This is a genomic window from Roseobacter sp. MED193 (genome assembly GCF_000152965.1).
Classification (GTDB): Bacteria; Pseudomonadota; Alphaproteobacteria; order Rhodobacterales; family Rhodobacteraceae; genus Pseudophaeobacter.
In genome coordinates this window covers 1,215,463-1,242,197 of the sequence record NZ_CH902583.1, presented here as the reverse complement: position 1 = coordinate 1,242,197, position 26,735 = coordinate 1,215,463, and the positions used below count along the sequence as shown (strand labels likewise).

General features: G+C 57.1%; 23 protein-coding genes and 3 tRNA genes. 15 read left to right on the top strand and 11 right to left on the bottom strand.

The window, feature by feature from the left end; translation table 11 throughout:
- Positions 1-229: 229 nt before the first annotated feature.
- A complete protein-coding gene (locus tag MED193_RS08395) occupies positions 230-1,987 on the top strand; it encodes an alpha/beta fold hydrolase (RefSeq protein ID WP_009809261.1) in 1,758 nt (585 codons plus the stop codon).
- Positions 1,988-2,049: 62 nt separating this feature from the next.
- Here the strand turns inward: MED193_RS08395 and lipB are convergent, their stop codons facing one another.
- Positions 2,050-2,754 (bottom strand): lipoyl(octanoyl) transferase LipB, encoded by a 705-nt coding sequence (gene lipB / locus MED193_RS08390; RefSeq protein WP_302621675.1) that lies wholly within the window; start codon positions 2,752-2,754, stop codon positions 2,050-2,052.
- 81 nt (positions 2,755-2,835) lie between these two features.
- Between lipB and MED193_RS08385 the strand changes: the two genes are divergently transcribed.
- The 7 genes from MED193_RS08385 (at position 2,836) to MED193_RS22915 (ending at position 9,801) form a co-directional block, all read left to right on the top strand.
- The gene (locus MED193_RS08385; RefSeq protein WP_009809259.1) at positions 2,836-4,614 is read left to right on the top strand and encodes a caspase family protein; all 1,779 of its coding nucleotides are present in this window, start codon (positions 2,836-2,838) and stop codon (positions 4,612-4,614) included.
- Between the two features lie 189 nt (positions 4,615-4,803).
- Positions 4,804-4,890 (top strand) — tRNA-Leu (locus MED193_RS08380).
- A gap of 141 nt (positions 4,891-5,031) precedes the next feature.
- Complete coding sequence (locus MED193_RS08375; RefSeq protein WP_009809258.1) at positions 5,032-5,994, top strand: site-specific integrase; 963 nt, start codon at positions 5,032-5,034, stop codon at positions 5,992-5,994.
- Between the two features lie 219 nt (positions 5,995-6,213).
- Positions 6,214-7,343, top strand: a protein-coding gene (locus MED193_RS08365) for an IS3-like element ISRosp1 family transposase (protein WP_085978289.1) whose coding sequence is annotated in 2 segments (ribosomal slippage) — positions 6,214-6,445 and positions 6,445-7,343 — 1,131 coding nt in all. Because the reading frame shifts where the segments join, the coding sequence is not laid out codon by codon here.
- A gap of 62 nt (positions 7,344-7,405) precedes the next feature.
- Positions 7,406-9,349, top strand: a complete 1,944-nt coding sequence (locus tag MED193_RS08360) for a DUF4781 domain-containing protein (RefSeq protein ID WP_039966034.1) — start codon at positions 7,406-7,408, stop codon at positions 9,347-9,349.
- 9 nt (positions 9,350-9,358) lie between these two features.
- Positions 9,359-9,628 carry a deaminase gene (locus tag MED193_RS08355; RefSeq protein ID WP_009809256.1) on the top strand — a complete coding sequence of 90 codons (270 nt, stop codon included), beginning with the start codon at positions 9,359-9,361 and terminating at the stop codon, positions 9,626-9,628.
- On the top strand, positions 9,628-9,801 hold the full coding sequence (locus MED193_RS22915) for a hypothetical protein (protein ID WP_009809255.1): 174 nt from the start codon (positions 9,628-9,630) through the stop codon (positions 9,799-9,801). Before MED193_RS08355 ends, MED193_RS22915 begins: the two co-directional genes overlap by 1 nt.
- 130 nt (positions 9,802-9,931) lie before the next feature.
- On the opposite strand, the gene MED193_RS08350 is transcribed toward MED193_RS22915, so the two are convergent.
- Positions 9,932-11,386, bottom strand: a complete 1,455-nt coding sequence (locus MED193_RS08350) for a diguanylate cyclase (RefSeq protein WP_009809254.1) — start codon at positions 11,384-11,386, stop codon at positions 9,932-9,934.
- Positions 11,387-11,501: 115 nt separating this feature from the next.
- Here MED193_RS08350 and MED193_RS08345 point away from each other — a divergent pair, with 115 nt between their 5' ends.
- The 5 genes from MED193_RS08345 (at position 11,502) to MED193_RS08325 (ending at position 16,556) form a co-directional block, all read left to right on the top strand.
- On the top strand, positions 11,502-11,786 hold the full coding sequence (locus tag MED193_RS08345; protein WP_009809253.1) for a DUF3572 domain-containing protein: 285 nt from the start codon (positions 11,502-11,504) through the stop codon (positions 11,784-11,786).
- 83 nt (positions 11,787-11,869) lie between these two features.
- Entirely contained in the window at positions 11,870-12,559 is a 690-nt protein-coding gene (locus tag MED193_RS08340) for an HAD family hydrolase (protein WP_009809252.1), read from the top strand.
- Between the two features lie 280 nt (positions 12,560-12,839).
- The gene (locus tag MED193_RS08335) at positions 12,840-14,393 is read left to right on the top strand and encodes a trimethylamine methyltransferase family protein (RefSeq protein WP_009809251.1); all 1,554 of its coding nucleotides are present in this window, start codon (positions 12,840-12,842) and stop codon (positions 14,391-14,393) included.
- A gap of 556 nt (positions 14,394-14,949) precedes the next feature.
- Positions 14,950-15,537 (top strand): heme NO-binding domain-containing protein, encoded by a 588-nt coding sequence (locus tag MED193_RS08330; RefSeq protein WP_009809250.1) that lies wholly within the window; start codon positions 14,950-14,952, stop codon positions 15,535-15,537.
- On the top strand, positions 15,534-16,556 hold the full coding sequence (locus MED193_RS08325) for a GGDEF domain-containing protein (RefSeq protein WP_009809249.1): 1,023 nt from the start codon (positions 15,534-15,536) through the stop codon (positions 16,554-16,556). The genes MED193_RS08330 and MED193_RS08325 overlap by 4 nt, the downstream gene beginning before the upstream one ends.
- A gap of 251 nt (positions 16,557-16,807) precedes the next feature.
- On the opposite strand, the gene MED193_RS08320 is transcribed toward MED193_RS08325, so the two are convergent.
- The 6 genes from MED193_RS08320 to MED193_RS08295 all read right to left on the bottom strand — a co-directional run bounded on the left by MED193_RS08320 (position 16,808) and on the right by MED193_RS08295 (position 22,076).
- Positions 16,808-16,882: transfer RNA gene (locus MED193_RS08320), tRNA-Glu, on the bottom strand.
- Positions 16,883-17,070: 188 nt separating this feature from the next.
- A tRNA-Glu gene (locus MED193_RS08315) sits at positions 17,071-17,145 on the bottom strand.
- 120 nt (positions 17,146-17,265) lie between these two features.
- Complete coding sequence (gene recJ, locus MED193_RS08310) at positions 17,266-19,011, bottom strand: single-stranded-DNA-specific exonuclease RecJ (protein ID WP_009809248.1); 1,746 nt, start codon at positions 19,009-19,011, stop codon at positions 17,266-17,268.
- A gap of 125 nt (positions 19,012-19,136) precedes the next feature.
- Entirely contained in the window at positions 19,137-20,108 is a 972-nt protein-coding gene (glpX, locus tag MED193_RS08305) for a class II fructose-bisphosphatase (RefSeq protein ID WP_083790470.1), read from the bottom strand.
- Between the two features lie 150 nt (positions 20,109-20,258).
- Entirely contained in the window at positions 20,259-21,545 is a 1,287-nt protein-coding gene (locus MED193_RS08300) for a homoserine dehydrogenase (protein ID WP_009809246.1), read from the bottom strand.
- A gap of 267 nt (positions 21,546-21,812) precedes the next feature.
- The gene (locus MED193_RS08295; RefSeq protein WP_157041315.1) at positions 21,813-22,076 is read right to left on the bottom strand and encodes a hypothetical protein; all 264 of its coding nucleotides are present in this window, start codon (positions 22,074-22,076) and stop codon (positions 21,813-21,815) included.
- 175 nt (positions 22,077-22,251) lie between these two features.
- Here MED193_RS08295 and MED193_RS08290 point away from each other — a divergent pair, with 175 nt between their 5' ends.
- Entirely contained in the window at positions 22,252-22,839 is a 588-nt protein-coding gene (locus MED193_RS08290) for a TetR/AcrR family transcriptional regulator (RefSeq protein ID WP_009809244.1), read from the top strand.
- A gap of 237 nt (positions 22,840-23,076) precedes the next feature.
- Here the strand turns inward: MED193_RS08290 and MED193_RS08285 are convergent, their stop codons facing one another.
- Positions 23,077-24,003 (bottom strand): pirin family protein, encoded by a 927-nt coding sequence (locus MED193_RS08285; protein WP_009809243.1) that lies wholly within the window; start codon positions 24,001-24,003, stop codon positions 23,077-23,079.
- A gap of 146 nt (positions 24,004-24,149) precedes the next feature.
- A complete protein-coding gene (locus tag MED193_RS08280) occupies positions 24,150-25,337 on the bottom strand; it encodes a reductive dehalogenase domain-containing protein (RefSeq protein ID WP_009809242.1) in 1,188 nt (395 codons plus the stop codon).
- 165 nt (positions 25,338-25,502) lie between these two features.
- On the opposite strand from MED193_RS08280, the gene MED193_RS08275 reads away from it, so the two are divergent.
- Entirely contained in the window at positions 25,503-25,976 is a 474-nt protein-coding gene (locus MED193_RS08275) for a hypothetical protein (RefSeq protein ID WP_009809241.1), read from the top strand.
- Between the two features lie 132 nt (positions 25,977-26,108).
- Here the strand turns inward: MED193_RS08275 and MED193_RS08270 are convergent, their stop codons facing one another.
- Positions 26,109-26,732: a TadE/TadG family type IV pilus assembly protein gene (locus tag MED193_RS08270; protein WP_009809240.1), complete on the bottom strand. Its 624-nt coding sequence runs from the start codon at positions 26,730-26,732 to the stop codon at positions 26,109-26,111.
- Between the last annotated feature and the right edge of the window lie 3 nt (positions 26,733-26,735).

The following is a 26,735-nucleotide window of genomic DNA, read 5'->3' as shown; positions in this document are numbered from 1 at the left end:
TCTTGAAATTTGTAGCCTGTGAGGACAGGCCTTGAACTCTGATTGGCTATGTCGCTTTGGAGCTTTTGCTCTGCGTCACGTCGGGTCTGCGTCATGAAGACGCTTGCATGGTTTTGGGGGCACCCGCTGTAGTATTTCAAGAAGGGGACGCGCCAGGTCGCGTTTGCCTGCACCTGCCTCGGCAGGGGTGGGGTGTGCATTAAGAGTGGGATTTGGTTGAGAGGTGCCCGTGACAGATTTGCAGCGAAAACTCCTGCCATCCAGGGAGCAGATTGTTGCGGCAATTTATGAAACGGTCTTGCGCCCCGAGCTTTTTGACAGGTTTTGCCTGGCACAGAATGTCAGCTCTTTCATCGGGGAAAAACCCTTTGCAGGTGGGCTCAACCCGGTGTTTGAGGCGCCAGAGCTACAGGCGCATTTTGCCCGAGCTCTGGAGATTCTGGAACAGCAGTGGGAGCAGATGAACCGGCCCAATCCAATCAGGATTTGGGCGGACCCCCCGAGCCTCGGCCTGGAGGAAAAAGCCGCCCAGCAAGAGGGCCGTTGGATTTTGGTAACGCCTGAAGGGAGGCTGGTGCAGCGGCGCGATCACTCCGCCCCTGCGGCCCTCACCAATGAAGCTACCACCCAGGAGTTGTTGTCTTGGCTGGCGAATGCACGGGCCGCCGATGACACTTGGCAGAGATTTGTAGAGCGCATGGCTTCACGGGATTTTTCCTGGCGGGACATTTTGGTTCTTGAAACATTGTCGCCAAGTAAAAGACTCCTCTGCCGCCCGATCTGGCTGGGAAAAGAGGAGGGGGGGGACGATCTGCCCATGGCGATATCTGTAGAGCTATTGGAGATCAGCTGGCCTGTCGGTTGCAATGACTTCATCGCCGAGACCTTTGGGCTAGGTCTGACCGAAACCCGCGCTCTTCGTGCCTTGGCGCTTGGCCAACAGCGGGACATTTCACAGTTGCACGAATTGGCAAGAATTGCGGCCAAAGCTGGTGCGCCCGGTATCGCCGAATTGGTCCGCCTGGTCAGTCTGCTGTTGAAGGAACGGGTTAGTGATTTGGCAATTTCCCGCGGTGAGACCCTGCCGCTAAGCATGCAAATTCGGGACCGGGAGGGGCGAAAAACCCAGTGTTTCCGTTTAGGGGCAGAGACCGGCCAGCCTGTGATTTTTATCCACGGAATGATGGACGGTATTGCCGGAGTGCAGCAGTTGCAACCTCTTCTACGCAATGGCGGATTTCGCGTCTACGCCCCAATGCGTGGGGGGTATGGGGGCTCTGAACCCGCCCCAGAGAAGCACCAGCAGCTAGAGGCATGTCTGGCGCAGATCGACGCTTTGATCGAGCAAGAAAATCTGCGCCGACCAATTCTATTGGGGCATCGAAGTGGCGTCATTTTTGCCCGTGCGGCAGCGCTAAGGTTCCGTGACAGGATTGGCGGTCTGGTGGGGGTTGCGCCGACTGCCCCACTGCAACAGACTCGCCGTCTCCGAAAGCTGCATCGAAACAATCGGCTCCTCGCGCTTTGTGCCCGGTTTGCACCGGGTCTTGCTCCGGTGGTTCTCAGTGCCTGGTGCAGATCCATTCAGCGCCAGGGGGCTGCGGCTCTGGTGCGCAGTCAGGCGCGATCTGGCAGCAAAGGCGGCAAACAGATTGAGGAGATGGAGCTTGATAACCTGCTATCATTGAGCCTGTCGTTAATGATGCAACAGGCGGGAGCGGGGGTGCTTGCCGATTTGAGCATGACTCCAGAGGACTGGCGTGAGCAGATGATTGGCCATGCAGGGCAAACTGTCTATTTATGTGGGGAAGAGGATGCTCTGGTACGGCGACAAGGGCTTTACCCGCAAATCGTGGCGGCTGAGAGAGTTCAGCTGCGGATGTGCTCTGGGGCGGGAGATGTCCTGCTATATGTCGCTCCGGATCTGGTGCTTACCGCCCTTGCGGAAATGTCATTGGACCGGGTGGGACAGTTAGCGCAGACGTAATAGGATGCGGTGGTATTGCAGCGCTCTCAGTTGTCGGATCTGGATTGTAAACGGCTTGCAGCTCAGTCGATTTCAGCTGCAAAGACGTGGGAGAAGCTGCGCTTGAGGGCGACATCCACGTCCGACAGGGTAACGGGAAGGCCAAGATCGACCAGGCTGGTCACGCCATGGTCCTGAATGCCACATGGGACAATGCCGCCAAAATGCTCTAGGTTCGGCTCAACATTGATCGAAATGCCGTGGAAACTCACCCATTTGCGTAGCCTGATGCCAATGGCCGCGATCTTGTCTTCTGCAAGACGCCCGTCAGCCAGCCTGGGTTTGTCGGGGCGTTCCACCCAGACGCCCACGCGTCCCTCGCGGATGTGGCCGGTGAGATTGAACTCGCCCAAGGCTGATATCACCCAGGTCTCCAGATCTTGCACGAAACGGCGCACATCATGGCCCCGTTTGGCCACATTCAGCATGACATAGACGACTCGCTGACCAGGGCCATGGTAAGTATATTGGCCGCCACGCTTGGAGGGGTAGACCGCAAAGCGATCCGGGTCTGTCAGATCCTCGATCTTGGCAGAGGTTCCGGCAGTGTAGAGGGGTGGATGTTCCAAGAGCCAGATACATTCATCCGCCTCGCCAGCTGCGATGGCCGCGGCACGGGTTTCCATAAAGGAAACAGCACTCTCATAATCCACGAGATTGTCGGACGTGACCCATTCTACCATTAAAGATCTCGCCGATTTGCTAGGACATGTTGCCTTAGAGGTGATTTTTTGTCGAAATAACTCGTGCAATGCGCGCGAGCTGCGTTAGTCTGATTCCATAGTGCTAGTTTTATAAAGGGGAGTGACATGTTTTCAAAGTCACTAAAGTCTGCTTTGGCAGCGGCAATGATAACCACATCATCTGCAGCGCCAGTGTTCGCAGACAATTTGGGCGCCGCCCTTATCGGCGGTCTGATCGGTGGCGCCATTGTAAGCGGTGCCAATCGGAACAAGCGCACGACAACACGGCGCACTGGCAATTCCGCAGCCCGGACACAGAACCGAGAAACGCAGACTTCACTAAACTATTTTGGCTTCCCAGCCGGATCGCCTGATGGCGTTATGGGGCGTAAATCCCGCGCTGCTATTAGCCAGTATCAGGCCTATATGGGCTACCCGGCCACAGGCCAATTGACGGAATATGAGCGGGGTTTTTTGAACTCGGCGCGTCAACGGGCACTGGCCAGCGGATTTCAGGCGACCCAACAGGCAAATTCCCATCCCGATGGGTCTAAAATTCTGCTCAAGATCTATTTGAATGAACAGCTGCAACAGCAGCAGGTGCCGCAGCAACCGATTCCGGCCCAGCAGATGCCAGGTGTGCCAACAACCACGATGGTGGGCGTTCCTCAGCAATACGGCCAGCAGGTCCCCCAGCAAAGAAACTACGTGGGCCAGGCGCCTGTCACTGTTCAGACCTATGGTGTGCAGCCACAGGTGAATGGCCAGCAAATGCTGGGGCAGGGCCAGCCTGTCCAGGGCTATGGTGCTCAACCCAATCAAGGCCAAGTATACCAGGGTCAACAGGTTTTCCAGGGCCAGCCGCTCCAAGGGCAACAAGTCTACCAGGGGCAGCAGCTTCAGGGGCAACAAGTATTTCAAGGGCAGGTCTATCAGGGACAGCCAGTCCAGGGGCAAACCCTGCAGGGGCAGAGCTTCCAAGGTCAAGCAGTGCCTGTACCCACCCCCCAGGGGCAACAGCTTCAGGGGCAGGTTTTGCAAGGGCAGGTTGCTGCGCAGCCTCCCGCACCTCAGGGCGTCGCAGTCGCAGCGCTCAGCTCACCTGCGGCTGCAGCTGTGACCGCGGCGGTTGCTCAGTCAGAGCCGCGACAGCCAGTCTATATTGCTCCGCAAACCCAGCGCCGTGCACTGGTCATCGGGGTAGACGGATACCAAAACCTGGAGTCATTGCAAAAAGCCCGCAACGATGCCTTGGCAGTCAGCAATGCGCTGGTGGATCTTGGGTTTGATGTCCTGACCCTCTATGATGCCAGCCGTCGAGAGATAAACAGCGCGGTTTCGACCCTAGCTGGCCAGATTGAGCCGGGGGATGAGGTGCTGTTTTATTTTGCTGGGCACGGCATCGAAGTGGATGGGCGAAACTATTTGCTTCCTTCAGATGTGCCGGTGGTAAACTACGGTGATGAGAGTTTTCTGACCGGTGAGAGTATTCCTGCTGGGCGCATTCTAGACACGTTCCAGCGTAAGGGGGCGCGGACCACTGTGATGGTTCTTGATGCCTGCCGCAATAACCCCTTTGCGCAGGATGGAAAGCGGTCCGTTGGCGGCGCCCGTGGCCTGGTGCGTATGGAGCCACCAGAGGGGGCTTTCATCCTTTACTCTGCTGGCGCCGGTCAAACTGCGCTTGACCGTCTATCGGACGATGACAGCAACCCCAATTCGGTCTTTACACGGGCGCTGCTGCCGCGCCTGCAGCAAGAAGGAATGTCCCTGCATGACCTGGCCAAACAGGTCCGTCGGGACGTCCAGCAGCTAGCCGCTTCTGTAAACCATGAGCAATTCCCGGCATATTACGATCAGATGTCCGGCGATATGTTTTTGTCGTCACAGGTGGCAGAGCAATAGCCTTGGCGGTTTGACCGGGACGGCTGATTTACGGGGGAGTGGCAGCAAGCTCATTCCCCCGAACTGTCATTGAAATTGAAAGGTCTGGGGGTATTCTCTGGTGTGGCGATGAAAAGCAATATTCTTTGATTTTGTCTCTTCACATCTCGCTGAGGCTGGTCTAATACCCCCTCACCAAGCCTAGACAGTGCGGTCGTGGCGGAATTGGTAGACGCGCAGCGTTGAGGTCGCTGTGGGGTAACACCCGTGGAAGTTCGAGTCTTCTCGACCGCACCATCATTCAAACCGATTTGTACGTGTTTGAACATTTATCCTTACAAAATAAGAGTGTTACGGGTTTTGTAGAACCGAGTGACTACCCATGATGTGCAAGAATGTGTATTCCTTTACGCATATTTTCCGCAAGGTGCGTAATTTATGGCGTCTATTCGTAAGCTTAAATCGGGATACAGGGCCGAGGTTGCCCGCAGCGGTATCCGAAAGTCAAAAGTATTCCCAACAAAGCAAGAGGCCAAAGATTGGGCTGCTCGGGCGGAATATGAGATCCTGAACCACGATAAGGTGGCGGCCAAGCTCACGCTGGGTGAAGTGTTTGAGCGTTATGCTCGCGAGGTTTCGCCTTCAAAACGCGGGCATCGTTGGGAGGCAATACGGCTGGAAAAGATCGGGCGAGATGCTATCGCCAAGATCCGGCTGGAGGATCTGTCTGCCAAGGATTTCTCAAAGTGGCGAGATGCGCGGCTAAAAGAAGTCGCTCCTGCGAGCGTCATTCGGGAAATGCAGCTCATGTCATCTGTGTTAACTGCTGCACGGCGTGACTGGGAGTTGATTGCGACGAACCCTCTCAGCGATGTGCGTAAACCATCAAAGCCTCCTGCGCGTGATCGTCTGCCGACAGCGGCGGAGATCGAGGCGATGCAATTCAGCGCTGGTGAGGATCTTGATAAGGCTACGGCGCGGGCCTTCCACGCGTTCAAGTTTGCAATGGTCACAGCCATGCGGGCCGGTGAGATCGCGGGTCTGGAGTGGGAGAGGGTGGATTTGGAACGGCGGGTGGCCCTTCTGACGCATACGAAGAACGGTAGACCTCGCGAGGTGCCGTTATCGACCAGGGCTGTAGAGTTGCTAAGAGGGCTGCCGGATCTTGACCCGGTGTTTGGGCTATCATCACGGCAATTGGATGTTTTGTTTCGAAAGCTACGAGATCGGGCCGGTGTGACCGGATTGACGTTTCATGACTCCCGCCATGCGGCGATTACGGCGCTGTCAACAAAGCTGGATGTTCTGGCGCTTGCCAGAATGGTTGGGCATACCGATTTGAGACAGTTGCGAGTATATTATAATGAAAGCGCCGAGGAGCTTGCTAAGCGCCTCGATTAGCCATCCGAACTCCTGTGACAAGGGCAGCTTTGCGCAGTAAGCAGACTTTGCAAAGTCGTGAGAATGGCCCTAAGCCGCGTATACTTAGCCGCACATATACTCAAACTCGTTCTCCTTGCACTTGCGTCTCATTCGTCGACCCTTCATTAATCACCCTGGACCTGTCACGGTTTGATGCCGCTCCTTTGATAGCATTTACTGCAACAAAGGAGATGAACTATGGGACTGAAACGGACAGACGAATTTCGACAAGATGCGGTGCGCATCGCATTAACCAGTGGGCTGACGCGTAAGCAGGTGGCTGACGATCTGGGTGTTGGCATGTCGACGTTGAACAAATGGATCACTGCACACCGAGACACAGACGTGGTTTCCAAAGAGGATTTGAGCCTGGCTCAAGAGAATGATCGACTTCGACGGGAGAACCGGCTCCTGAAGGAGGAGAGGGAGATCTTAAAAAAAGCCACCCAGTTCTTTGCGGGCCTAAAGCAATGAGATTTAGGTTTGTCGAAGAACACAGGGGCAGCTTTCCAGCCGCCCGGTTGTGCGAGGTCGTCGGTGTCAGCGCACGCGGGTTACGCGCATTCCGCAGTCGCCCAGCCAGTCGTAGGCAGCGATCTGATCTGGTCACGCTGGCTCATATCAAAGAGCAGTCGCGGCTTAGTTTGGGGAGCTATGGCCGCCCACGAATGACCGAAGAGTTGAAGGAGATCGGTTTGAACGTGGGCCACCGTCGTGTTGGCAGGTTGATGCGCCAGAACGGGATATCTGTTGTCAGAACACGCAAACACAAGGTCACGACAGACAGTGACCACAAGTTCAATATCGCGCCGAACTTGCTGGATCGAAACTTCTCAGCTGACCTGCCAAATCAAAAGTGGGCGGGGGATATCAGCTATGTCTGGACCCGCGAAGGCTGGCTGTATCTGGCCGTGATCCTCGATCTGCATTCAAGGCGTGTTATCGGCTGGGCCGTGAGCAATCGGATGAAACGCGACTTGGCGATCCGGGCGTTGAATATGGCCATCGCGTTCCGGCAGCCGCCCAAAGGCTGCATCCATCATACGGATCGCGGGTCGCAATATTGTTCCCATGACTACCAGAAAATCCTGCGCCAGAACGGCTTCAAAGTATCGATGAGCGGTAAGGGTAATTGTTACGACAACGCCGCCGTCGAGACGTTCTTCAAGACCATCAAAGCTGAACTGATCTGGCGGCATCCTTGGGAGACCCGTCGGAAGGCTGAAATGGCGATCTTCGAATACATAAACGGGTTCTACAATCCACGCCGCCGTCACTCAGCACTGGGCTGGAAAAGCCCTGTCGCCTTCGAACGAAAGGTGGCTTAAACGAGCACTTGGGGCGGCACTAAAACGCGACAGGTCCAGGACGAGGCGGGGAACCCCATGAGTTGCCAACTTCCGGTGAAGCAGGGGCTTTGCGCAACTCAATTGGCCAGACACTGGGGCAGCCGCTTTCCGCTTCGGGTGAGGAAACAGCCGAACAGGCCGACGCTCGACTAGATGCTGGGATGAGCCACGATTACTACAAAAACAATAAGCGGATCGACAAGATCGCAGCGCTGATTGCGCAGGAAGGCGGGGATCCGGCCAAAATGACCGTGATCCCGGTGGTCGTCACCAACCCCGAACTCGGGGTCATCAATGTGAACGTTTTCCGCCTTGATCAGGGTAAGGCCCCGGATGGAACGCCGAAATCCCCGCGCTTCGTGGATGATTTCGGGTTTCGCTATGATGACTTTGAGCACTGGCTTAGTGACAACCAGTTGCCCCCTGGAAAGATGACCTATCCCGCGCGCAAGGTCAGCGGCCAGGCGGTGGATATGGATCTTGCAGGCGAAATGGTAACGGAAAACACCCCGGTCAAAGTCGATACCATTCTGGAATGGATCGGTGTCGTGGGGGATGTTGCCGCCATGATCGTTGGGGTCGGTGTGGGGGTCGCAGCCATTGTTGGCAGTGGTGGCTTGGCCACGCCTCTCGTTGTGGCAGGCGGCGGGACTGCGCTTTGGCAGGTGGGGCGCGCGGGGGATCGGCTATATGATGATAGCCAGCGTGGCGTTGACATCACCGATGTGACAAATGCCGAAAACCGCAGCAACTGGCTCGAAGTTGGGGCAGGGGCGCTGTCCATTGGTGCCTTGGGGGCGGCGGCGCGTACGGCAAACATGGCTGCAAAAAGCATGCAGATTACCCAAGGGACTGCCCGCGTAACCGCTGGATTGCAGATGGCCTCTAGCACCGTTGACGCGGTTGCGATGGGAGATCAGGCCCACATGATGGCTGACAATTGGGACCAGATGACGGAAACCCAAAAGGCTATGGGGCTTCTGAATATCGGTTTCTTGGGCGGCATGGGCCTGGCTGGCAGGAAAGCGGGAGGTGGCCTATCTACTGATGACACCAGCTTTACCAGGCTGGCGAACCAGGCTGAGTTTGGAACACCCTATGTGGTGACAATGCACCCTGACCTGTCGCCAGGTCAGATCCGTGTCGCCTATGATGCCGCCAACGTGGGGGATGCGCCAACAAATATCAGAATTGAGACCGGTGGCGGTGAAATTGACAAGGATCTCCTTGATCTACACGCCAATGTAGGCCGTCAGATCGAAAATTCCGGTGGCTTGTCGCAAAAGCTCAAGTCGATGCTGGCCGATCAGCCAGACCCGCCCGTCGGTTCAAAGGGCTGGGAAGCCAAAGCCGAGATCGACAAGATCGCCGCAGAAACCGAACTGTTGCGCCTGCGTAGCGAACAGGGGAATTTGAGCCAGCGGGAACTGGACGCAATCGCCTTTCGGCAGCGGGAATTGGAGGATGCGACTGAGTATCATTTCCTGCAACTCAAGAACTTTGACGGGCAGGGGGTCGGATGGATTTCGGCACCCAGTCAAGGGAGCGAACAAGCGGCCAAGCTGGGGTGGCCCGTCGGCGACGATCTTCCAGAGGGGCACCATTGGTTTGCAACGCAGGAGCAGGTTCCGGTGCTTAGACGGGCAGACACCAGTATCACGCGCATGCGCTATGTTCCAAACCACCCACCGGAGGGGCCGAAATTTGTGCCCGACGATCGCCCGGCTGTCGACATTGACGCCATGATACTGGACGCTCAGGCCAGATATGGAGATCAGTCAGTCATCCCTGACACCGAGCTTACCTCGACAGATGCCTTCCGCTCCATCCAGGCCCTGAGGGGGAGCCGAAAAATTACCGATAGCCGTGGTGGAGACGGCACGGTTTCCATCACTACTGTGAAGATTGGCGAGCGCGAGGAAGTGGTTATTGGGGGGAACTCCAGCAATTTCTCAGATGCCGATCATGCGCTGGTCAAGCATTAGGAAGAGCGGATGGAGGTGCCAAAGGGCAAAAAGGGTACCTTTGAACGGCAGGCCATGTATCATGCTGAGGCCCATACGCTGATGCAAATCTACACCAAGACGGGCGGCAATATGCCGCCGGTTTTGACGATCTACGTTGACCGGGTCGCCTGCAGTTCCTGTCAGGCGGTGCTTCCGGACCTTGTCAAAAATATGGGGATTGATACTCTCAAGATTGTGCTGTCTGACAGGCGTCAGCCTGTTGTCACCAAGGATGGATTTTTTGGAGATTGGCAGTAATGAGCGTCGGACGCTATGTGTTGAATTTTCTGGGACAGAAAACGCGGACGCTCCCTGATCCTGATGCCTTTCGTGGGTATTTTACGCACTATACGCCTGAAAAGTGGAGGGCAGGTGTCGCAGGTGGTTCTTTTAAGTATATCGAAGAGACAGACTGGCCCGAGATGTTTTGATACACCCGGTCAGAAATAGCCCGGCGGGCCCGAAAGTTGTGCCAGAAAGGCGGGGGTGGGCATTGCCGAAAAGATACCTGCCCTGCGTTGCACTGATCGGCCCAAAACGCTGTCAGAGCGGGCTGTCTGGTTAGGCAGCCGCAGTCGAGTTTTTACCCAAAGTGACTTGGTTGCGGCCCGCATCCTTTGCGTCATACAGCGCACGATCTGCGAGTGAGATCAGCTCGGTGACATTGGTGGCTCCCCTGTCTTGGCCGCGCTTTTCACCCATCTCTGCCCAGTCCCCCCGGTCTTCTTTGCGAGTGAGATCGCGACCGATCACAGCGCCGATGCTGATGGTGACTTCAATTGGCTGGGCGATGCCGGGAACGGTAAAAGGCTTGCTGTTGATGGCGTTGCAAAGCTCCACGGCGGCGATGCCAGCACTGATCTCATCTGCGCCAGGCAGCACCATCATGAATTCTTCGCCGCCAACGCGGGCTATCAGGTCGACAGGCCGCATATGTGCTTGCAACCGGCGGGCCGCCTCAATCAGTACCGCATCCCCTGCAGGGTGGCCATATTGGTCATTGATCTGCTTAAAGTGATCGAGATCGGCCAGCATCAGGGCAAAGCTGTCACCGCTTTCGGCGGCGCGTTTGGCGGTGCGATCCAGGAAGGGTTTGGCATAGCGGCGATTATACAGCCCTGTCATCGGATCCTGGACGGCGGCGCGCAGCCCGTTGCGGACGCTGTCACGTAGGCGGTCGTTGCGGGATTTATACTGCAGCTGTGTGGTCAGGCGCAGGGCCAGCTCATCGACGTCAAATCCCGCCTGCAACACATCATGGGCCCCACGGTCTAGGGCCTCGGCCGCGATCATCGGATCAGCTGGATTGGGCACCGCGATTACAACGGACTGGCGGGTCGCTGCACGGGCGCGCAGATCCGCGAGCAAGCGCAGGCCGGGGCCAGCAGACAATTCGTTCAGCTCAATGATAAAGACATCAGCCACCGGTGCGCTCATCATCAGTTTGATGTCGTCCAGATCGTGGCAGCGCAGCTCGTAGGGGACATGGTCGCTCAGCCGCTTGGCCCAGGCCTGGGCGGTTTGGGTGTCCTGGGCAACCAGTGCTACGCTTGCACCGTTACATTCGTTGTGCCCAGCCCGGTCAGAAAGCGGGAGGACAAAGCCATGGGAGGCATCGCGTTGCATATGCAACTCTTCGTTGGCACTGCGGGCGCGCAGCAAGCTGCGGATGCGCGCCTGGAGGATGACATCATCCACCGGCTGTGGCAGCACATCATCAATCCCTGCTGACAGAGCATGCAGGCGGCGTTCCGGGGCATTAGACTGGGTGATGGCAATGACAGGAATATCAGCGAGCATCTCATCCTGGCGCAGGGCATTCTTTACATCTGCGGCGGTGCCATCGGGCAGGCTCATGGCGGTGAGCACCAGATCAGGACGACAGTAGCGAGCGGCCTCAAGAACATCGGCGACGCAATCGGCCTGTTCCACACCGTAGCAGGCCCCCGCCAGCTGAACCTTCAGCATGATGCGGTTGGTGGAGATACCATCTATGACCAGGATCGTTCCTTGCACTCAAATCGCCTTTCAAACCTTTTGCTCGCTACACTGGAAGTTTCCGTCAGACTGGTTAATAAACTGTTTCGGGTTTTTACTAATTTGTCCGCAACATGTCAGGAATAGGTCCGCTATGCAGGTTTCCGCCGATCAGGCCGAGGTGATTGCTCTAAAGGCGCTTGCCTGGCTCATGACAAATGATGAGTTGTTACCAGTATTTATGGGGGCAACAGGGGTGGCGGAGGCGGATCTGCGCGAAAACGCTTCTGATCCGGCCTTTTTGGCCTCTTTGCTCGATTTCTTAACGATGGACGACGCCTGGGTGGTGCAGTTTTGCGATCAGGCTGGAATCGCCTATGAGATGCCAATGCAGGCGCGGATGGCATTGCCAGGGGGCGCGCAGGTACATTGGACCTAAGGATTGGGCGGCGCGAGAAAGCCCTTGCACGACCGCAATTTACCGATACGGTTCGCGCCAGACGCTTAGGCCAAGGACACGCGATGCCGGTAGATGCATTTCTCTTCGATAAAGACGGAACTCTGTTTGATTTTTCCGAAACTTGGAACACTTGGGCGGCGGATATGCTTGCGCAGCTCAGTCAGGGAGATGCCGCGCGGGCTGAAGCAATGGCCGAGGCGATCAGTTTCGATCTGGACCAGCAATCCTTCCGGGCGGATAGCATGGTCATTGCCGGTACCAATGGCGAAGTGGCTGCTGTGCTCGCGCCCTTCGTGACACAGATGAAAGAGGCCGAGCTGGAGCGCTTCTTGGCGCAGAGCGCCGCCTCCGCAGCATTGAGTGAAGCGGTGCCACTGGCGGATTTCCTAGATGGGCTGTTGGCGCGCGGGAAGGTGCTGGGGGTGATGACAAATGATGCGGAGGTTTCTGCCATCAGCCAACTCGAGCGCTCTGGTGTGCTGGATCGCTTCGCCTTTGTGGCCGGGTTCGACAGCGGTCACGGCGCCAAGCCTGATGCAGATCCATTGCTGGCCTTTTGCGCGGCGGCCGGTGTTGCGCCAGAGCGTACTGCCATGGTGGGTGACAGTTTGCATGACCTTATTGCAGGTGCAGCTGCGGGTATGACCCGTATCGGCGTATTGACCGGCATGGCTGAACACAGTGATCTTGCGCCACATGCGGATGTGGTGCTGCCGCATATCGGTCATATCCCGGATTGGCTGGATCGCTGAGCCCAGGCCGCGCAACCGTTTCCAACCTGAATTTTTGTGCCCTGTTCACAGGATGTGAGGGGCTGTGCCAACAAGAAATTCTTTGAATCTGTGTGGAACTGGGCACATATGTACAGAAAACGGTGCCTGAGCCATATTGAAGCGAGAAAACGACAAGATATGTCGTGAACTGGCAGACGCCCTCGCGATGGATTGGGCCTTTTGGAACCATAAGCGGGGCAGACCCGGCGGTGCACGATCTTGGTCGGAGCGCCTGCGCAGATCCACCAAGGAGAGGCTCATGGCACGTGACAGAAGCAGACGAGGCGGCGGGCGTGCGGGCGCGGCCGCACGGCGCGGAGCAGCGGCCCTGCAGCAGATGCCTTGGAGCATCCCCCAAAATATTGACCGCCCCATTGAACCTCTGACCGAGGAGGGGGTTGCAGCCATTCACGATGGCGCTATGCGGATCCTGGAAGAGATCGGCATTGTTTTCCTCAACCCTGAGGCGCTGGAATTGCTGGGCCAGGCCGGGTGCCGCGTCGAGGGCGATCTGGTGCGGATGGACCGCGACTTTGTCATGGAGATGGTCGGCAAGGCGCCAGATCAGTTCACCATCACGCCACGCAATCCAGACCGCACAATCCCGATCGGCGGCAACAACCTGCTCTTTGGCAATGTCTCGTCGCCGCCGAACTACTGGGATATGGATCTGGGCAAGAAGGTTGCCGGCAATCGCGAACAATGCCGCAATCTGCTAAAGCTGACCCAGTATTTCAACTGTATCCACTTTGCCGGCGGCTACCCGGTGGAGCCCGTGGATATCCACGCTTCGGTGCGGCACCTAGATGTGCTGTATGATAAGTTGACGCTGACGGATAAGGCGATGCATGCCTATTCATTGGGGAAAGAGCGGGTTGAAGATGTAATGGAAATGGTCCGCATCGCCGGGGGGCTCACCGAGGAAGAATTCCAAGCCACGCCAAGGATGTATACCAATATCAACTCCACCTCACCGCTGAAACATGACTATCCGATGATTGATGGCTGTCTGCGGCTGGTGCGTCGGGGGCAGGCGGTGGTCGTGACGCCCTTTACCCTGGCGGGGGCGATGGCGCCTGTCACAATGGCGGGCGCTGTGGCGCAAAGCCTTGCGGAGGCGCTCTGTGCCATTGCCCTGTTTCAATATGTCCGCCCCGGCACCCCCTGTGCCATTGGTACCTTTACTTCAAATGTGGATATGAAATCTGGCGCCCCGGCTTTTGGCACGCCTGAGTATATGCGGGCGACGCAGATGACAGGGCAGATGGCGCGCTATTATGGTCTGCCGATGCGCTCTTCGGGGGTTTGCGCGGCCAATGTACCAGATGGCCAGGCCATGTGGGAGACCTCAAATTCTCTCTGGGCGGCAGTCCAATCGGGAACCAATATGGTGTACCATGCGGCTGGGTGGCTGGAAGGCGGGCTGATCGCCAGCCCAGAGAAGTTCATCATGGACTGCGAGATCTTGCAGCAAATACAGCGCTATATGCAGCCAGATATCTGCGCCACCGGGCCAGAGGATATCGCTTTTGATGCGGTGCGCGAGGTCGGCAATGAAGGACATTTCTTTGGCATCCAGCACACGCAGGATAGGTATGCGACGGCCTTTTACCAGCCCTATCTGAGCGATTGGCGCAACTATGAAGCCTGGGAGGCTGCTGGCGCGGTTTGGACACCGGAGAGAGCCAACAGGATCTACAAGGAAATTTTGCAGGAATTCACCCCACCGCCGATGGACGACGCCCTGCATGAGGAACTGAAGGATTTTGTTGCACGCCGCAAATCTGAAGGTGGGGCGCCAACTGACTTCTAAACCGACCATGATGGCCAGTCGCGGGGCGCCAGCCTCTGCGGGTGGTCAAAATCTAGGTTATACTTACGTGCTTTTGTGAGATTGTTCTTGTTCCCCCATGAAAAAGGGGGGCAGTCACTTGCACGCGTTCTTCTATCGGTGTTTCGGGGGTTTTTTGTAACCAAAATTAATATGTTACCCGATTTAGTCTTTGGGTGGTGCGGGGTGGTCCCCCCATTTGTGTGAATCTCCAGTGGGATTTCTTGCCACAGTTGAGAGACGGATCAGTAGTTTTTCTTCCCCGGTCTCTTAGAAAGCGCTATGTCCGCACCCGGTAGAGGAGCCATGAATCGCCAGAAGGGCCTACAAAAGGCCATCGGCACCCTAGAGGGACCCCTGCAGTTTTTGCGGGAAGCATCGTTTTAGGAGTGGATGAAAAATGCTACTCTTACCAAGATATATTGCAAGGACGTTTCAGAACAGGGATCTGGACTGAAATTCTGTCAAACTTTAATTGTTCGGCGTATCTTAACGAACCGACGCCAAGTATGGGCAAAGAGTAACAAGGGGCCAATTTATGCATGGTCTGATCAACAGAGCAATTCAAGCATTCGTCGCCAGTACCTACGGGGAAGAGCGGTGGAATGACATTATGAATAATGCAGATCTTGGCTTTGCTCAGTTCGAGGCCATGTTGATCTATACGGATGAGCAGTCCAACAAAATGCTCTCCGCCGTTGAACGGTCCCTAGAGCGTCCGCTTCCTGAAATCCTAGAGGATACAGGTACGTTCTTGGTGTCCAACCCTCAGGTAGAGGCGCTGCGACGCCTGCTGCGCTTTGGCGGCGTTAACTACGTGGAATTTCTACATTCTTTGGATGATTTGCCTGATCGCGCGCGCTTGGCAGTGGCTGATTTACATTTGCCCGCTTTGGAACTTGTTGAGAACTCTCCAGGGCAGTTCGACCTGATTTGCCAGCCGGGCCTGCCCGGCTTTGCCCATGTTATGATGGGTGTTCTGCGTGCGATGGCAGACGACTATGGCGATTTGGTTATTCTTGATCACCGCGGCACACAGGACGGTGCCGAGGTGATTTCAGTAACACTGGTGGAGACCGATTTTGCTGAGGGTCGTACTTTTGATTTGGGAGCTCACGCCCTATGATGACCGCGGATGAGATGACTGGTGTCATCGCCCAAATCTGTCCGATGTATCTTGTAGTGGACTCTGCAGGGCTCTTTCGCTTTGCAGGGCCAACACTGCAAAAGCTCCGCCCTGATATGACGTGGAAGCGGAAGAATTTCTTTGATGTTTTTGACCTGCAGCGGCCGCGCTGGGTCAATTCCATGGATGACCTGCTTAAGACCGCAGGGGCCAAACTGCATTTGCAATTCCGCGAGTCGCCCCAGACCAGCCTAAAAGGCGTCTTGGTTCCCTTGCCCGATGGTCAGGGAGCGCTCATCAACCTGTCCTTTGGTATTTCGGTGCTTGAGGCCGTACGTGACTATGACCTGACCAGCGCTGATTTTTCGCCCACGGATTTGACCATCGAAATGCTGTACTTGGTTGAGGCCAAGTCTGCTGCAATGGAGGCCTCGCGACAGCTGAATCTCCGCTTGCAGGGGGCCAAGATTGCCGCCGAGGAGCAGGCCTTTACTGATACCCTGACGGGTCTCAAGAACCGTCGTGCCATGGATCACATCCTAGAGCGCCTGATTGGCTCTGGTACGGATTTTGCCCTGATGCATGTTGATCTTGATTTCTTCAAAGAGGTGAATGACACACTTGGGCATGCGGCTGGGGATGCGGTATTGCAAAGTGTTGCCAGAGTTATGGTTGAGTGTACTCGTCATAGCGACACCGTAGCCCGCGTCGGTGGCGATGAGTTTGTGATCATTTTTGAGGGCGTTAATGAGCCTAAGGTTCTTGAAGCATTATCAAAACGTTTGATTAGCAACTTGGAAGAACCGGTGCCCTACGGAGGGCAGATGTGCAAAATTTCAGCAAGTGCTGGAACAACCCTGTCGGTCTGGAATGCGCCACCCATAGCGGCGGCGGCAATGCTGCATCAAGCCGACCTCGCGCTTTATGCGGCCAAACGAGCCGGACGTTCACAGCATCTGTTCTTTGAACAGGGCATGCAAAAAGACGAACTGCAGGCCGCGACACAGGGCCAGTCCTAGAGGATAGTCCAGGCTCGGAGCCTAAGAGGTAATCGAAGCAACGAGACCAGGGCGAGGGTGGGCCGTTTGTGCGCGGTTTTCAAACCTCAGGGGGCTGGCAATCCAAGGGGCACAGAGCCCGATTTTGTCTGCTCCAGCCTGCACAGCAATTGACAGTAGCGGCCATCTTCGCGCCAACCCCACGACAACCCGGCAGGGTCTGTGCCATCGCTAAGGCTGGCTAAATCAATCTGTCGCAAGGAAAGGTAAAGTGGCAGCCCGTAGGGGAGTCGAACCCCTCTTTTCAGGTTGAAAACCTGACGTCCTAACCGATAGACGAACGGGCCACTGTTTGTGTCGGTGTATTACTCAGTCATCATCCGTAGTGCAAGGGGCGATTATTGAAAATCCCCAGTTTTCTTTACAGCTTCCTATGACAGGATAAGTCTTTGAACAAATGTGTAGATTTCTCGGAGGATCGCCCGATGCTTCGCTGCCAGGCGCTATCTGTTCAGGGCTGAGGTAAAAGGCACAGTGGCAGCCCGTAGGGGAGTCGAACCCCTCTTTTCAGGTTGAAAACCTGACGTCCTAACCGATAGACGAACGGGCCACTTGCTGTGGAGCGGTGTTTAGTTTCTCTACGCTCAGGCCGCAAGATAAAAATTGCTTTCGGGAGAGATTTTTTTACCTCCTTGAGTATCGGCCATGTTTTGAAGGGGTTGAGTATAGGTCAACTGGCTTCTGCAGCATCTTCAAGGCGCAATTGCGGGCTCTGGCGCCCGCCCCAGCTATTGATTTCCAGGCGACCGGCAAAATGGAATCGCGCACCACCATGTTCCAACAGGCGTGGCCCCAGGGCTGTATCAAAGGCGCCAAAGCAAATGGCATCCAGATTGCCGCCAACCCCATCGGTCAAAGACAGTTTCAAGTGGGTTTCCCCAATACGTTTGGCAAAACGAATGGCCAGATCCGGGAAGCTATAGCGCGGCGCAGCGGCCCCGGCGCCAAAGGGGCCCGCCTGTTCAATCTGTTCGATCAGATCAATATTGGCAGCCCCCGGCATCAGCATACCGTCCAGTTTCAAATCCGCCGGTCCCAGGCTGCCTGCGCCCTGCTTGGCTAAAAGATCGCCGAGGCGCTCCATGGCCGCCTCCAGCTTGTCTTCCGCGACTGTCAGCCCTGCGGCCATCTTGTGGCCTCCGCCTTTGATCAGCAGCCCCTCTGCCGCAGTACGTTGGATGGCAATACCGAGATCGATCCCACTCACCGAACGTCCAGAGCCTTTACCCTCACCGTTGTGCAGACCGATGACCACAGCCGGGCGCCCCGCAGCCTCTTTCAAGCGTGAGGCTACGATACCGACGACGCCTGGGTGCCAGCCCTCACCCGCGGCCCAAACCAAAGGCGCGTCAAACCCGCGGGCTTCCGCCTGTTCCATTGCCGCGGCGCGCACCGCGTTTTCAATATCGCGCCGTTCCGTGTTCAGCTGATCGAGGCGTTCCGCTAGGGCTGCCGCTTCATGGGGGTTCTCTGTTGCCAAGAGCCGGGCACCCAGATCGGCCTTGCCGATGCGCCCGCCCGCATTCACCCGTGGGCCAAGCAAAAAGCCGAGGTGGTAAGTGGAAGGGGCCGCATCCATGCGCGAGACATCTGCCAGGGCAACCAGGCCGGGGCGTTGACGGGCGCCCAGAACTTTCAGCCCCTGGCGCACCAGTGCCCGATTGGCTCCAACCAGCGGGGCGACATCAGCCACAGTCGCCAACGCCACGAGATCCAGCAGCCCCATCAGATCCGGCCCAGTGCTCAATCCCTTCTCTCTGGCCTGGCGTCGCACCTCGACCAACATTAAGAACACCACTCCAGCGGCACAAAAGTAACCGAGCTCGCCATCCTCATCCTGTCGGTTGGGGTTCACCACCGCGACACATTCTGGCAGGGTTTCGCCACCAAGGTGGTGGTCCAGGACGACGACATCGGCGCCCTTGGCTGCGGCAATTGGCCCATGTGAAAGGGTGCCACAGTCGACGCAGACAATCAGATCATGGGCCTGTGCAAGCCCCGCCATGGCCTCTTCGTTGGGCCCGTAGCCCTCGTCGATGCGATCCGGAATATACAGCGTTGCCTGTAGCCCCATGGCCCGCAACCAGACCAATAATAGCGCCGCTGAGCTGCCACCATCCACATCGTAATCAGCAAAGATTGCAATGCGTTGGCGCGTCTGAACCGCCTCCAGAAAACGCGCCGCAGCCAGCTCCATGTCCTTCATGCGGCGCGGATCCGGCAGCAGGTCTTTCAGGTGGGGGGTTAAAAAGCCCTGGGCTTCATGGGCAGGAACACCGCGACGGGCCAGCACCTGACACAGTGGGCTAGGTAGGCCGGTCTGTTGTGCCATATGTTCGGCGGCACGTTCAAGGTCAATGCCAAGCCCCAGCCAGCGGCGTCCTGTCAGCGAGTTTTCAACCCCAAGAAAGCTCATCGCTCTACCTCATCTATGGAAAAAGGCCAGACCCGAATGGATCCAGCCCTTCATTTGGCTGAAAATATCCCCGCCGGAGGCAGCGGCGCAAGCCGCTTATCTTCAGGCAGGCCTGCGCGGGGCGTTTAGACGGGTGTCCGGTAGGACATGCGACGCACAGAACCCGTCTTTGAACGCATCAACAACGTCGTGGTCTCAACCCAGCCGGGCTGACGCTTAATTTCGGGCAGGAGCGAGCCGCCGGTGACGCCGGTTGCTGCAAAGATCACATCCTGAGTCACCATTTCGTCACGGGCATAGATCCGGTCCAGGTCGGTGATGCCCGCCTTTGCCGCGCGGCCCTTTTCATCATCGTTGCGGAACAACAGACGGCCAAAGATCTGCCCGCCCATGCATTTCAACGCGGCAGCGGCCAGAACGCCCTCGGGCGCCCCTCCTTGACCCATATACATGTCAATGCCCGTGGTCGCGGATTCGGCGCAATGCATCACGCCGGCAACGTCGCCATCGGTAATCAGACGGATCGCGGCGCCTGTCTCGCGGACCTCGGCAATCATCGCCTCGTGGCGGGGACGTTCCAGAATGCAAACGGTGATGTCCGAGGCGGCGCAGCCCTTGGCGGAAGCCAGGGCTTCCACCCGTTCACGGGGAGACATGTCCAAGGAGACAACGCCTTCGGGATAGCCCGGACCAATGGCCAGCTTGTCCATATAGGTGTCCGGTGCGTGCAGCATAGATCCGCGTGGCCCCATGGCAATCACTGTCAATGCGTTGGGCATGTCTTTGGCGGTCAGCGTGGTGCCTTCCAGTGGATCAAGCGCGATATCGACGCCAGGACCGTTGCCGGTTCCCACTTCTTCGCCGATATACAACATCGGCGCTTCGTCGCGCTCGCCTTCGCCAATCACCACCACACCTTTGATGTCGAGCAGGTTCAGTTGTTCGCGCATGGCGTTCACAGCCGCCTGGTCGGCGGCTTTTTCGTCGCCACGCCCTATCAGAGAGGCAGAGGCCAGGGCGGCCTGTTCGGCGACTCGGGCCAGGCCCAGAGACAGCATGCGGTCGTGGAAGGGGGCATCAGAGGAGGTCATACTCAATATCCTGTTTAAATCCGGGCGGGTTGCCTGTCGCATAGCCTTTTGGAGGGGGGGCGGGCAAGGGAAGATAGCGCGGGCTTGGCCAGTAAGACAGGCGCTGTGCCCTTAAGGGGGCAGATTTTGCGCGCCTTACTGCCATTTGTTGAAAATCTACAGCTCTTCGATCCGCAGAGCGACCGGGTCGCCATCGACAACCCCAGTTTGTGCAAGGGCCTCAACCGCTACGTCCAGGGCAGCCGAGGTGCATTTGTGGGTAACGATCAGCACCGGCGCTGTGGGGGCCGAGTGTCCGTATTGGCGCATACGGTCAATCGAAATCCCGGCATTGCCCAATGCGCTGGCCACTTTAGCCAAGGCGCCAGGTTTGTCCTGAAGGGCGAGGCGCAGATAGTAGGGCGCGGGTAGGCCGGTTTGGGCAGCAGGGATATCTTGCAGGGCCGCCGCAGGTTGGCCAAAGGTGGCAATGCGCAGACCACGTGCCAGGTCACAGATATCGCCGAGCACGGCGCTGGCGGTGGGGCCTTCGCCGGCACCAGGACCGCGCAACACAACCTGCTCCACAGCGTCGCCCTCGATCACCACCATATTGGTGCCGCCTTCCAGCTGACCCAACGGGGAGTTTGCGGGCACCAAGCAGGGGGTCATCCGCTGCTCTAGCCCGCGGGCGGTGCGCTGTGCCACACCCAGCAATTTGATCCGGTAGCCCATGTCGGCGGCATGGCGAATATCATCGATCGCAATACGCTGGATGCCCTGCAAGACGACATCCGCAAAAGCGGGTTTGCTGCCAAAAGCAATCGAGGACAGCAGTGCCAGTTTATGCCCAGCATCAATGCCGCCCACATCCAGGTTTGGATCTGCTTCGAGATAGCCCAGGCGGCCGCATTCCTCAAATAGGGTGTTGTAGCCGTCGCCAGTGGCCTCCATCCGGGTGAGGATATAATTGCAGGTGCCGTTCATAACGCCCATGATCCGGGTAATTTGATTGCCTGCCAGCCCTTCAGTCAGGGCTTTGACCACGGGGATGCCACCGGCCACGGCTGCTTCAAACCGGATCACCTGGCCTGAGGTCTCGGCCTGTTCGGCCAGGGCCTGACCATGAATGGCAAGCAGCGCCTTATTGGCGGTGACAACATCCTTACCCGCTGCCAAAGCGGCTTCGGTGGCCTCTTTTGCAGCGCCTTCATGGCCCCCCATCAATTCGACAAAAACATCTACATCATCACGTTTGGCCAGAGCGACGGGATCATTTTCCCAAGCATAGCCACTGAGCGCAACGCCGCGGTCTTTGGTTGCGTCGCGCGCAGAAACCGCAGTGATCACCACCGGGCGTCCCGTGCGCATCTCCAGCATTTCAGCCTGACGGCGGATGATCTTTACCACCCCGACGCCAACTGTGCCCAAACCTGCGATCCCAAGACGAAGCGGTTTTGTCATGGCTGGAGTTCCTTTTTGTTTCATCTGTGTTGCCTCGCCTTAGCGGGTTCAAGGAAAGGGTGCAACGGCACTGGCAAATGGGAGGCGAGAAACCGGGCTATAATATCCCTGTTTGTATCTGTTTTAATCAACAGGAAGTCGGACCCACTCAGGCAGGTTCAGTAAGGTCAGGTCCGGCGGTGGTGTGATATCTAAGCAGAGACCGTGCTGGTCAGGAGGCTGGCCCAGCGATGGACAAAAAGGCCGGATGCAGGGGAGCCTTTGAGCTTAATGTGCCGCGCGGCGCAGGGCATCAGCCCGGCGCTGTAGGCTGTTGGCGCGCGCATCTAGGACATTTTCCAAACGCGTACTCTCCTCTGCGGGCGCTGGCAGCAAGGGAGCCAAATCCTCTACTGGCAACAATGTCGGATAGTCTGCATTGCGCAGTTCAGGTGTGAGTTGGTTTTTCAACTCCGGATCATTGCTGCATCCTGCAAGAGCCGTAAGGCTGAGACTGGCGCACAGTAGGGTCATAGGCAGGGAGTGGGACATTTGTTTTTCCTTTGGCCTCCCCCTTGATGCACAATCACCGCCCAGGGTACAAGGCAACTCAGCCCATTGCGGGTAGAAATTCGATCTGCTTCATTTTTTGGCCAGCAGGGGTTTTGGGGAATGTATCTTTCAGCTGGGTCTTTTTTCTGAACGAATGTTCAGTTAGCCTGAGCTCATGGCACGTACCCAAGGTTCACATTCTGACATCACCGGCCCGCGCATCCGTAGTGCGGCTCTCAAACTGTTTGCGCAGCAAGGCTATGCAGCGGTTTCAGTGCGCCAGATCGCCAAAGAGGTTGGGGTTCAGGCTGGGGCTTTGTACAATTACATCCCGGATAAGCAAAGCTTGCTGCTGTCCCTGATGGAGGGGCATATGCGAGAGGTGCTGGCAGCCTGGGAGGCCCTGGAAAAGCCTGATGATGCTATGGGTTTGCTGGAAAGTTTTGTGCGGTTTCACATTCGCTTTCACATGCAGAGATCTGACGAGGTTTTCATCGCTTATATGGAACTCCGGAACCTGAGCGATGAGAATTTTGCAACCATCGAGGCCCTGCGGCGGGCCTATGAGGACGCACTGGAAACGGTATTGAAACAGGGTGTAGAGGCCGGACAGTTTACTCTGCCGGATACCAAGATCGCCACGCTGGCTGTGATTGCGATGTTGAATGGGGTGATGACCTGGTATCGTAGCGGCGGACGATTGTCGCTGGATGAAGTGGAAACTGTCTATTGGGACATGGTGCGTAAATCTGTGACCACCTAAACCACTGTTATGGCCTAGCCCAAAGAGGCGCTTGCGCAAGCATCTTGTCAAAATCGTTGAAAGTGACGGTCACTGCCAATCTGGGTAAATGCTGCCAAGGCCAAATGGCGCTGAGATGGCTTTTATTTGGTCGGGTCTATCCCTGCCCAAATAAAAGCTGAGTTTCAGTGTTCTATGGCAGGCGCGCCAAGGAAAGCCGCCCTATGGGCTAGGCCTCCCTGACCCACGATAGGGGCGTCAATGTGCCGGTGCGATGAAGGTGCCATTGCGCAGATCCTTAAAGGCCTGTTGCAGCTCTGCTTTGGTGTTCATGACGATTGGTCCGTGCCAGGCAACAGGTTCCTGGATTGGAGCGCCAGACACCAGCAGGAACCGCAGCCCCTCGGGGCCTGCTTGGACGGTGATCTCATCCCCTGTGCCAAAGCGCACCAAGGTGCGATTGCCAGAGAGATCGCGGATATTGACCTCTTGGCCTGCCACCTCTTTTTCCAACAAGACCCCTTGAGGCGCAGAAGCGTCGACAAAGGCTCCCGCGCCCTCGAAGATATAGGCAAAGGCGCGCCTGTAGGTGTCGATCTTGAAGCGCTTGGTCACTCCGGCAGGGACAGAGATATCCAGATATTGTGGGTCCGCTGCAATGCCATCCACGGGGCCGCGTTTCCCCCAGAACTCGCCGGTGATAACACGGACATGGGTGCCATCATCATCGGTGACTTCCGGGATTTCGCGGGCTGCGACATCCTGATACCGGGGCGCGCACATCTTTTGGTCCGCAGGCAGATTGCCCCAGAGCTGGAAGCCGTGCATCTGACCGGCCGCATTGCCGCGGGGCATCTCTTGATGCAAGATTCCAGAGCCCGCCGTCATCCATTGCACATCCCCAGCGCCAAGGCTGCCTGTGTTGCCAAGGGAATCGCTGTGCTCGACCTCGCCGGAAAGAACATAGGTGATGGTCTCGATTCCGCGGTGGGGGTGCCAGGGAAAGCCCTGAAGGTAATCGGCAGGGATCTCATTGCGAAAATCATCGAACAGCAGGAAGGGGTCTAGCTCGCTGGGATCTTGAAACCCAAAGGCGCGATGCAATTTGACGCCTGCCCCCTCCAACGTGGGGCGGGCCTTGCGGGTTTCCAAGATGGATCGGGGCGTAGAGGGGCTGAGTGACATGCGGCTATTCCTGTGAGCGGTGGCTATACACTACAGCTAGAGGGCAATCCGGTTTGGCAAAACACCTAAGAGATCACCGCTTTTGTGCGCATTTGCACAGTAAGCCCCCTGTCCTTTGGGGCCTTACGCGCCTGTCCCTTGGGGCCTTAGGGTGAGCTTTGATCGTCTTGGTCCCACCAGACACCCGGTTTTATGCGGGCGCCGTGGTCCTTGCTTAGGCCCAGGGCCAGTTTGCGGAAACGAGAAAGCGCTAGGCGCAGCCAGAGGCGGTGTCGAGGTTTGGAATAGTCACGGTTAAAGGGGCACACCCGCATGCAGATGGCGCAATCAGAAGCCATTTTTGCCCAGAACGAAAAACACTTTTCCGCGTCCGAGGTCCATTTGCGTACGCCCTTGATGGCCGAGATATTGCTGCCGCCCTCTTTGGGCGGGCCAAAAGGAAGAGCCTTTACCGGGCAGGCATCGGCGCATTTGGTGCAGATGTCACAAAAGGCACGCACCCCTTTGGGTTTGGGCGCATCATGAGTCAGTGGCAAGTTTGTGAAGATCTTGGAAAACCGCAGGCGCGGGCCAAATTCGGGCGTGATCACCATTTGGTTGCGGGCATATTCACCCAAGCCGGCCTTCACGGCATAGGGGATGACCAGTGCGGTGTCATTCATTGAGGGCACTGCCTCGTAGCCGAGGTTGCGGATATAGGCAGCGAGTTGCATCACCACCGCAGCCTCGTGACTATATTCGCGCCCAGTAGCCGCTCCGGCCAGTGCAGAGGGGTAGGTGGCGACCAGATCCGCCTCCATCTCATGCCCCAGAACTATGACACTGTTCAGCCCATCGGGGAGGTCATGCGGTGCTTCGGAAAAATCGCGGGTATCCACACGCGCGCTGTAGAGCCAGCGCTCATCCAGGTCGGTAATGCCGCAAAGATCCGCGCCAAAGAACTGTGAGATCCGCTTTATCTCTGCGCTCATCCGCGTGGGGTCGTTGATTTCAACGGGGTCGGGCGCCACGGGGGTATCGCAGTCTATGGCCGCCTGAAATCCCTCGCGGATCCCGTCGCTGCCTCGGCGGTTGGAGATCACATCCGAGATCAACCAAGCGGCGTTGCGCAGGGCAAAATCGCGTTGAGTGAAGCCATCCCCACGGCGGGGGGCCGCCTCCATGCGGTAGGAGGCAAAGAACTTATCTGTGTGCTTGGATTTGACCTTTGGGTCCCAGAAGGCGCGGGTGAAAATATCGTTACGCTGGGTGAAACGTTCAAAAGCGTCGCTGATCTCGATCCCAGCTGCGGCATCGTCATCCTGGCGGGGTGGGGTGTTTTGGGGCCAACTCATTGCGTGACGGTACTGGCCCCTAGGCGCTTGGGCAAGGGGCCTGCATGGAGAGCTCTCCTGCGCGCCGGATGTGACAGCTAGGGCTGTTCGTTGCGCCAAAATCAGGCTATGTCCCAGCGCAACACAGGCTTCTAGCAGGGGGCAGGGATGGCAGGAGAGCGACAGATGGCAGACGAAGTCTTGGTAACGGTTGAGGCCTCGGGTCTGCGGCGTGTCATGGGGGTCACCATGTTGGCCGTGATTGGTGTGACCCTGCTCTATGTGGCGATGTCTAACCCGCCATCCTTTGCCTGGCTGGTGTTTTTGCTGATCATCGGGGTCGGGGCGCTGTGGCTTTCTGTCCGCATGTGGCAAGCGACCAGCCACAGGATCGAACTGACAGAAGAGCTGCTGCGCTGCAGCGATGGCACTGTCATTGCTCGGGTTTCAGACATCGAGGCAATTGATCGCGGCTTCTTTGCGTTTAAGCCCTCTAACGGTTTTTTGATCCGAACAGCGACACCGGGCGCGCGGATCTGGATGCCTGGGCTTTGGTGGCGCGCTGGGCGGCGCATTGGTATTGGCGGTGTCACACCAGGATCGCAAAGCAAAACGATGTCAGAGATTCTCGCCGCGATGATTGCGAAACGGAGGCTGTAAAGACAGTCTCCGTCAGACCACCGGAGTTGCTGGGACACAGGGGCATTTTGTCAACGCGGCCTCTGCTGTGCACCGCTTCCTTTTCGAGGGGGCAGTGCTGGACCAACCTAGAAAGCGGGCATGCTTTCGGGCTCAGATGCCGGGATCCAGGTCCTCGATTTCCTGTCCCGATGGATTGTCATTGTGACTGCCATCACTGTTCACGCCCCCCTCAAAAGGGACCAAGGGCGCAAAGCGGGGACGGGTGAAAACAAAGTTATTGATGTCCAGATCAGGAAGGCCGACTCTGAAGGCCGGGACCATTTCATTGCGCGTTTCTACCAGAATGACGCGCTCTTGATCTGGCATGGCGGGGAGGTCGTCGTTGATCGCGGTAATTGTCGCATTGGTCCATTCCGGCAGCGAGGGGCCTCGGACACGGGACCAGTCGATATAGTAGCGATTGTCGTCTTCTTCCCAGCGCACAACGCTGATCCGCAAGGTGATATCTGAATCGCCCCGGATCAGCAGCTTGGCCATTTTATGCATACTGTCGATATAGGTTTCATTCAGCGTTGTCGTCTCGCGGGAGATAAGGTCAGAAATTGTATAGGCCGCCTTAAGGTTGACGGTCTCCTGGCGGAAGGCGTCAAACCAGGTGTAAATGGCCACAAACAGCCACAACAGTAGGGGCGAATAGATCGCAAATTCGACCGTTACCGTGCCCTCGGTACTGCGGGCAAAAGCCTTTAGGCGTTTGATCAGGGGTTTAAACATGAC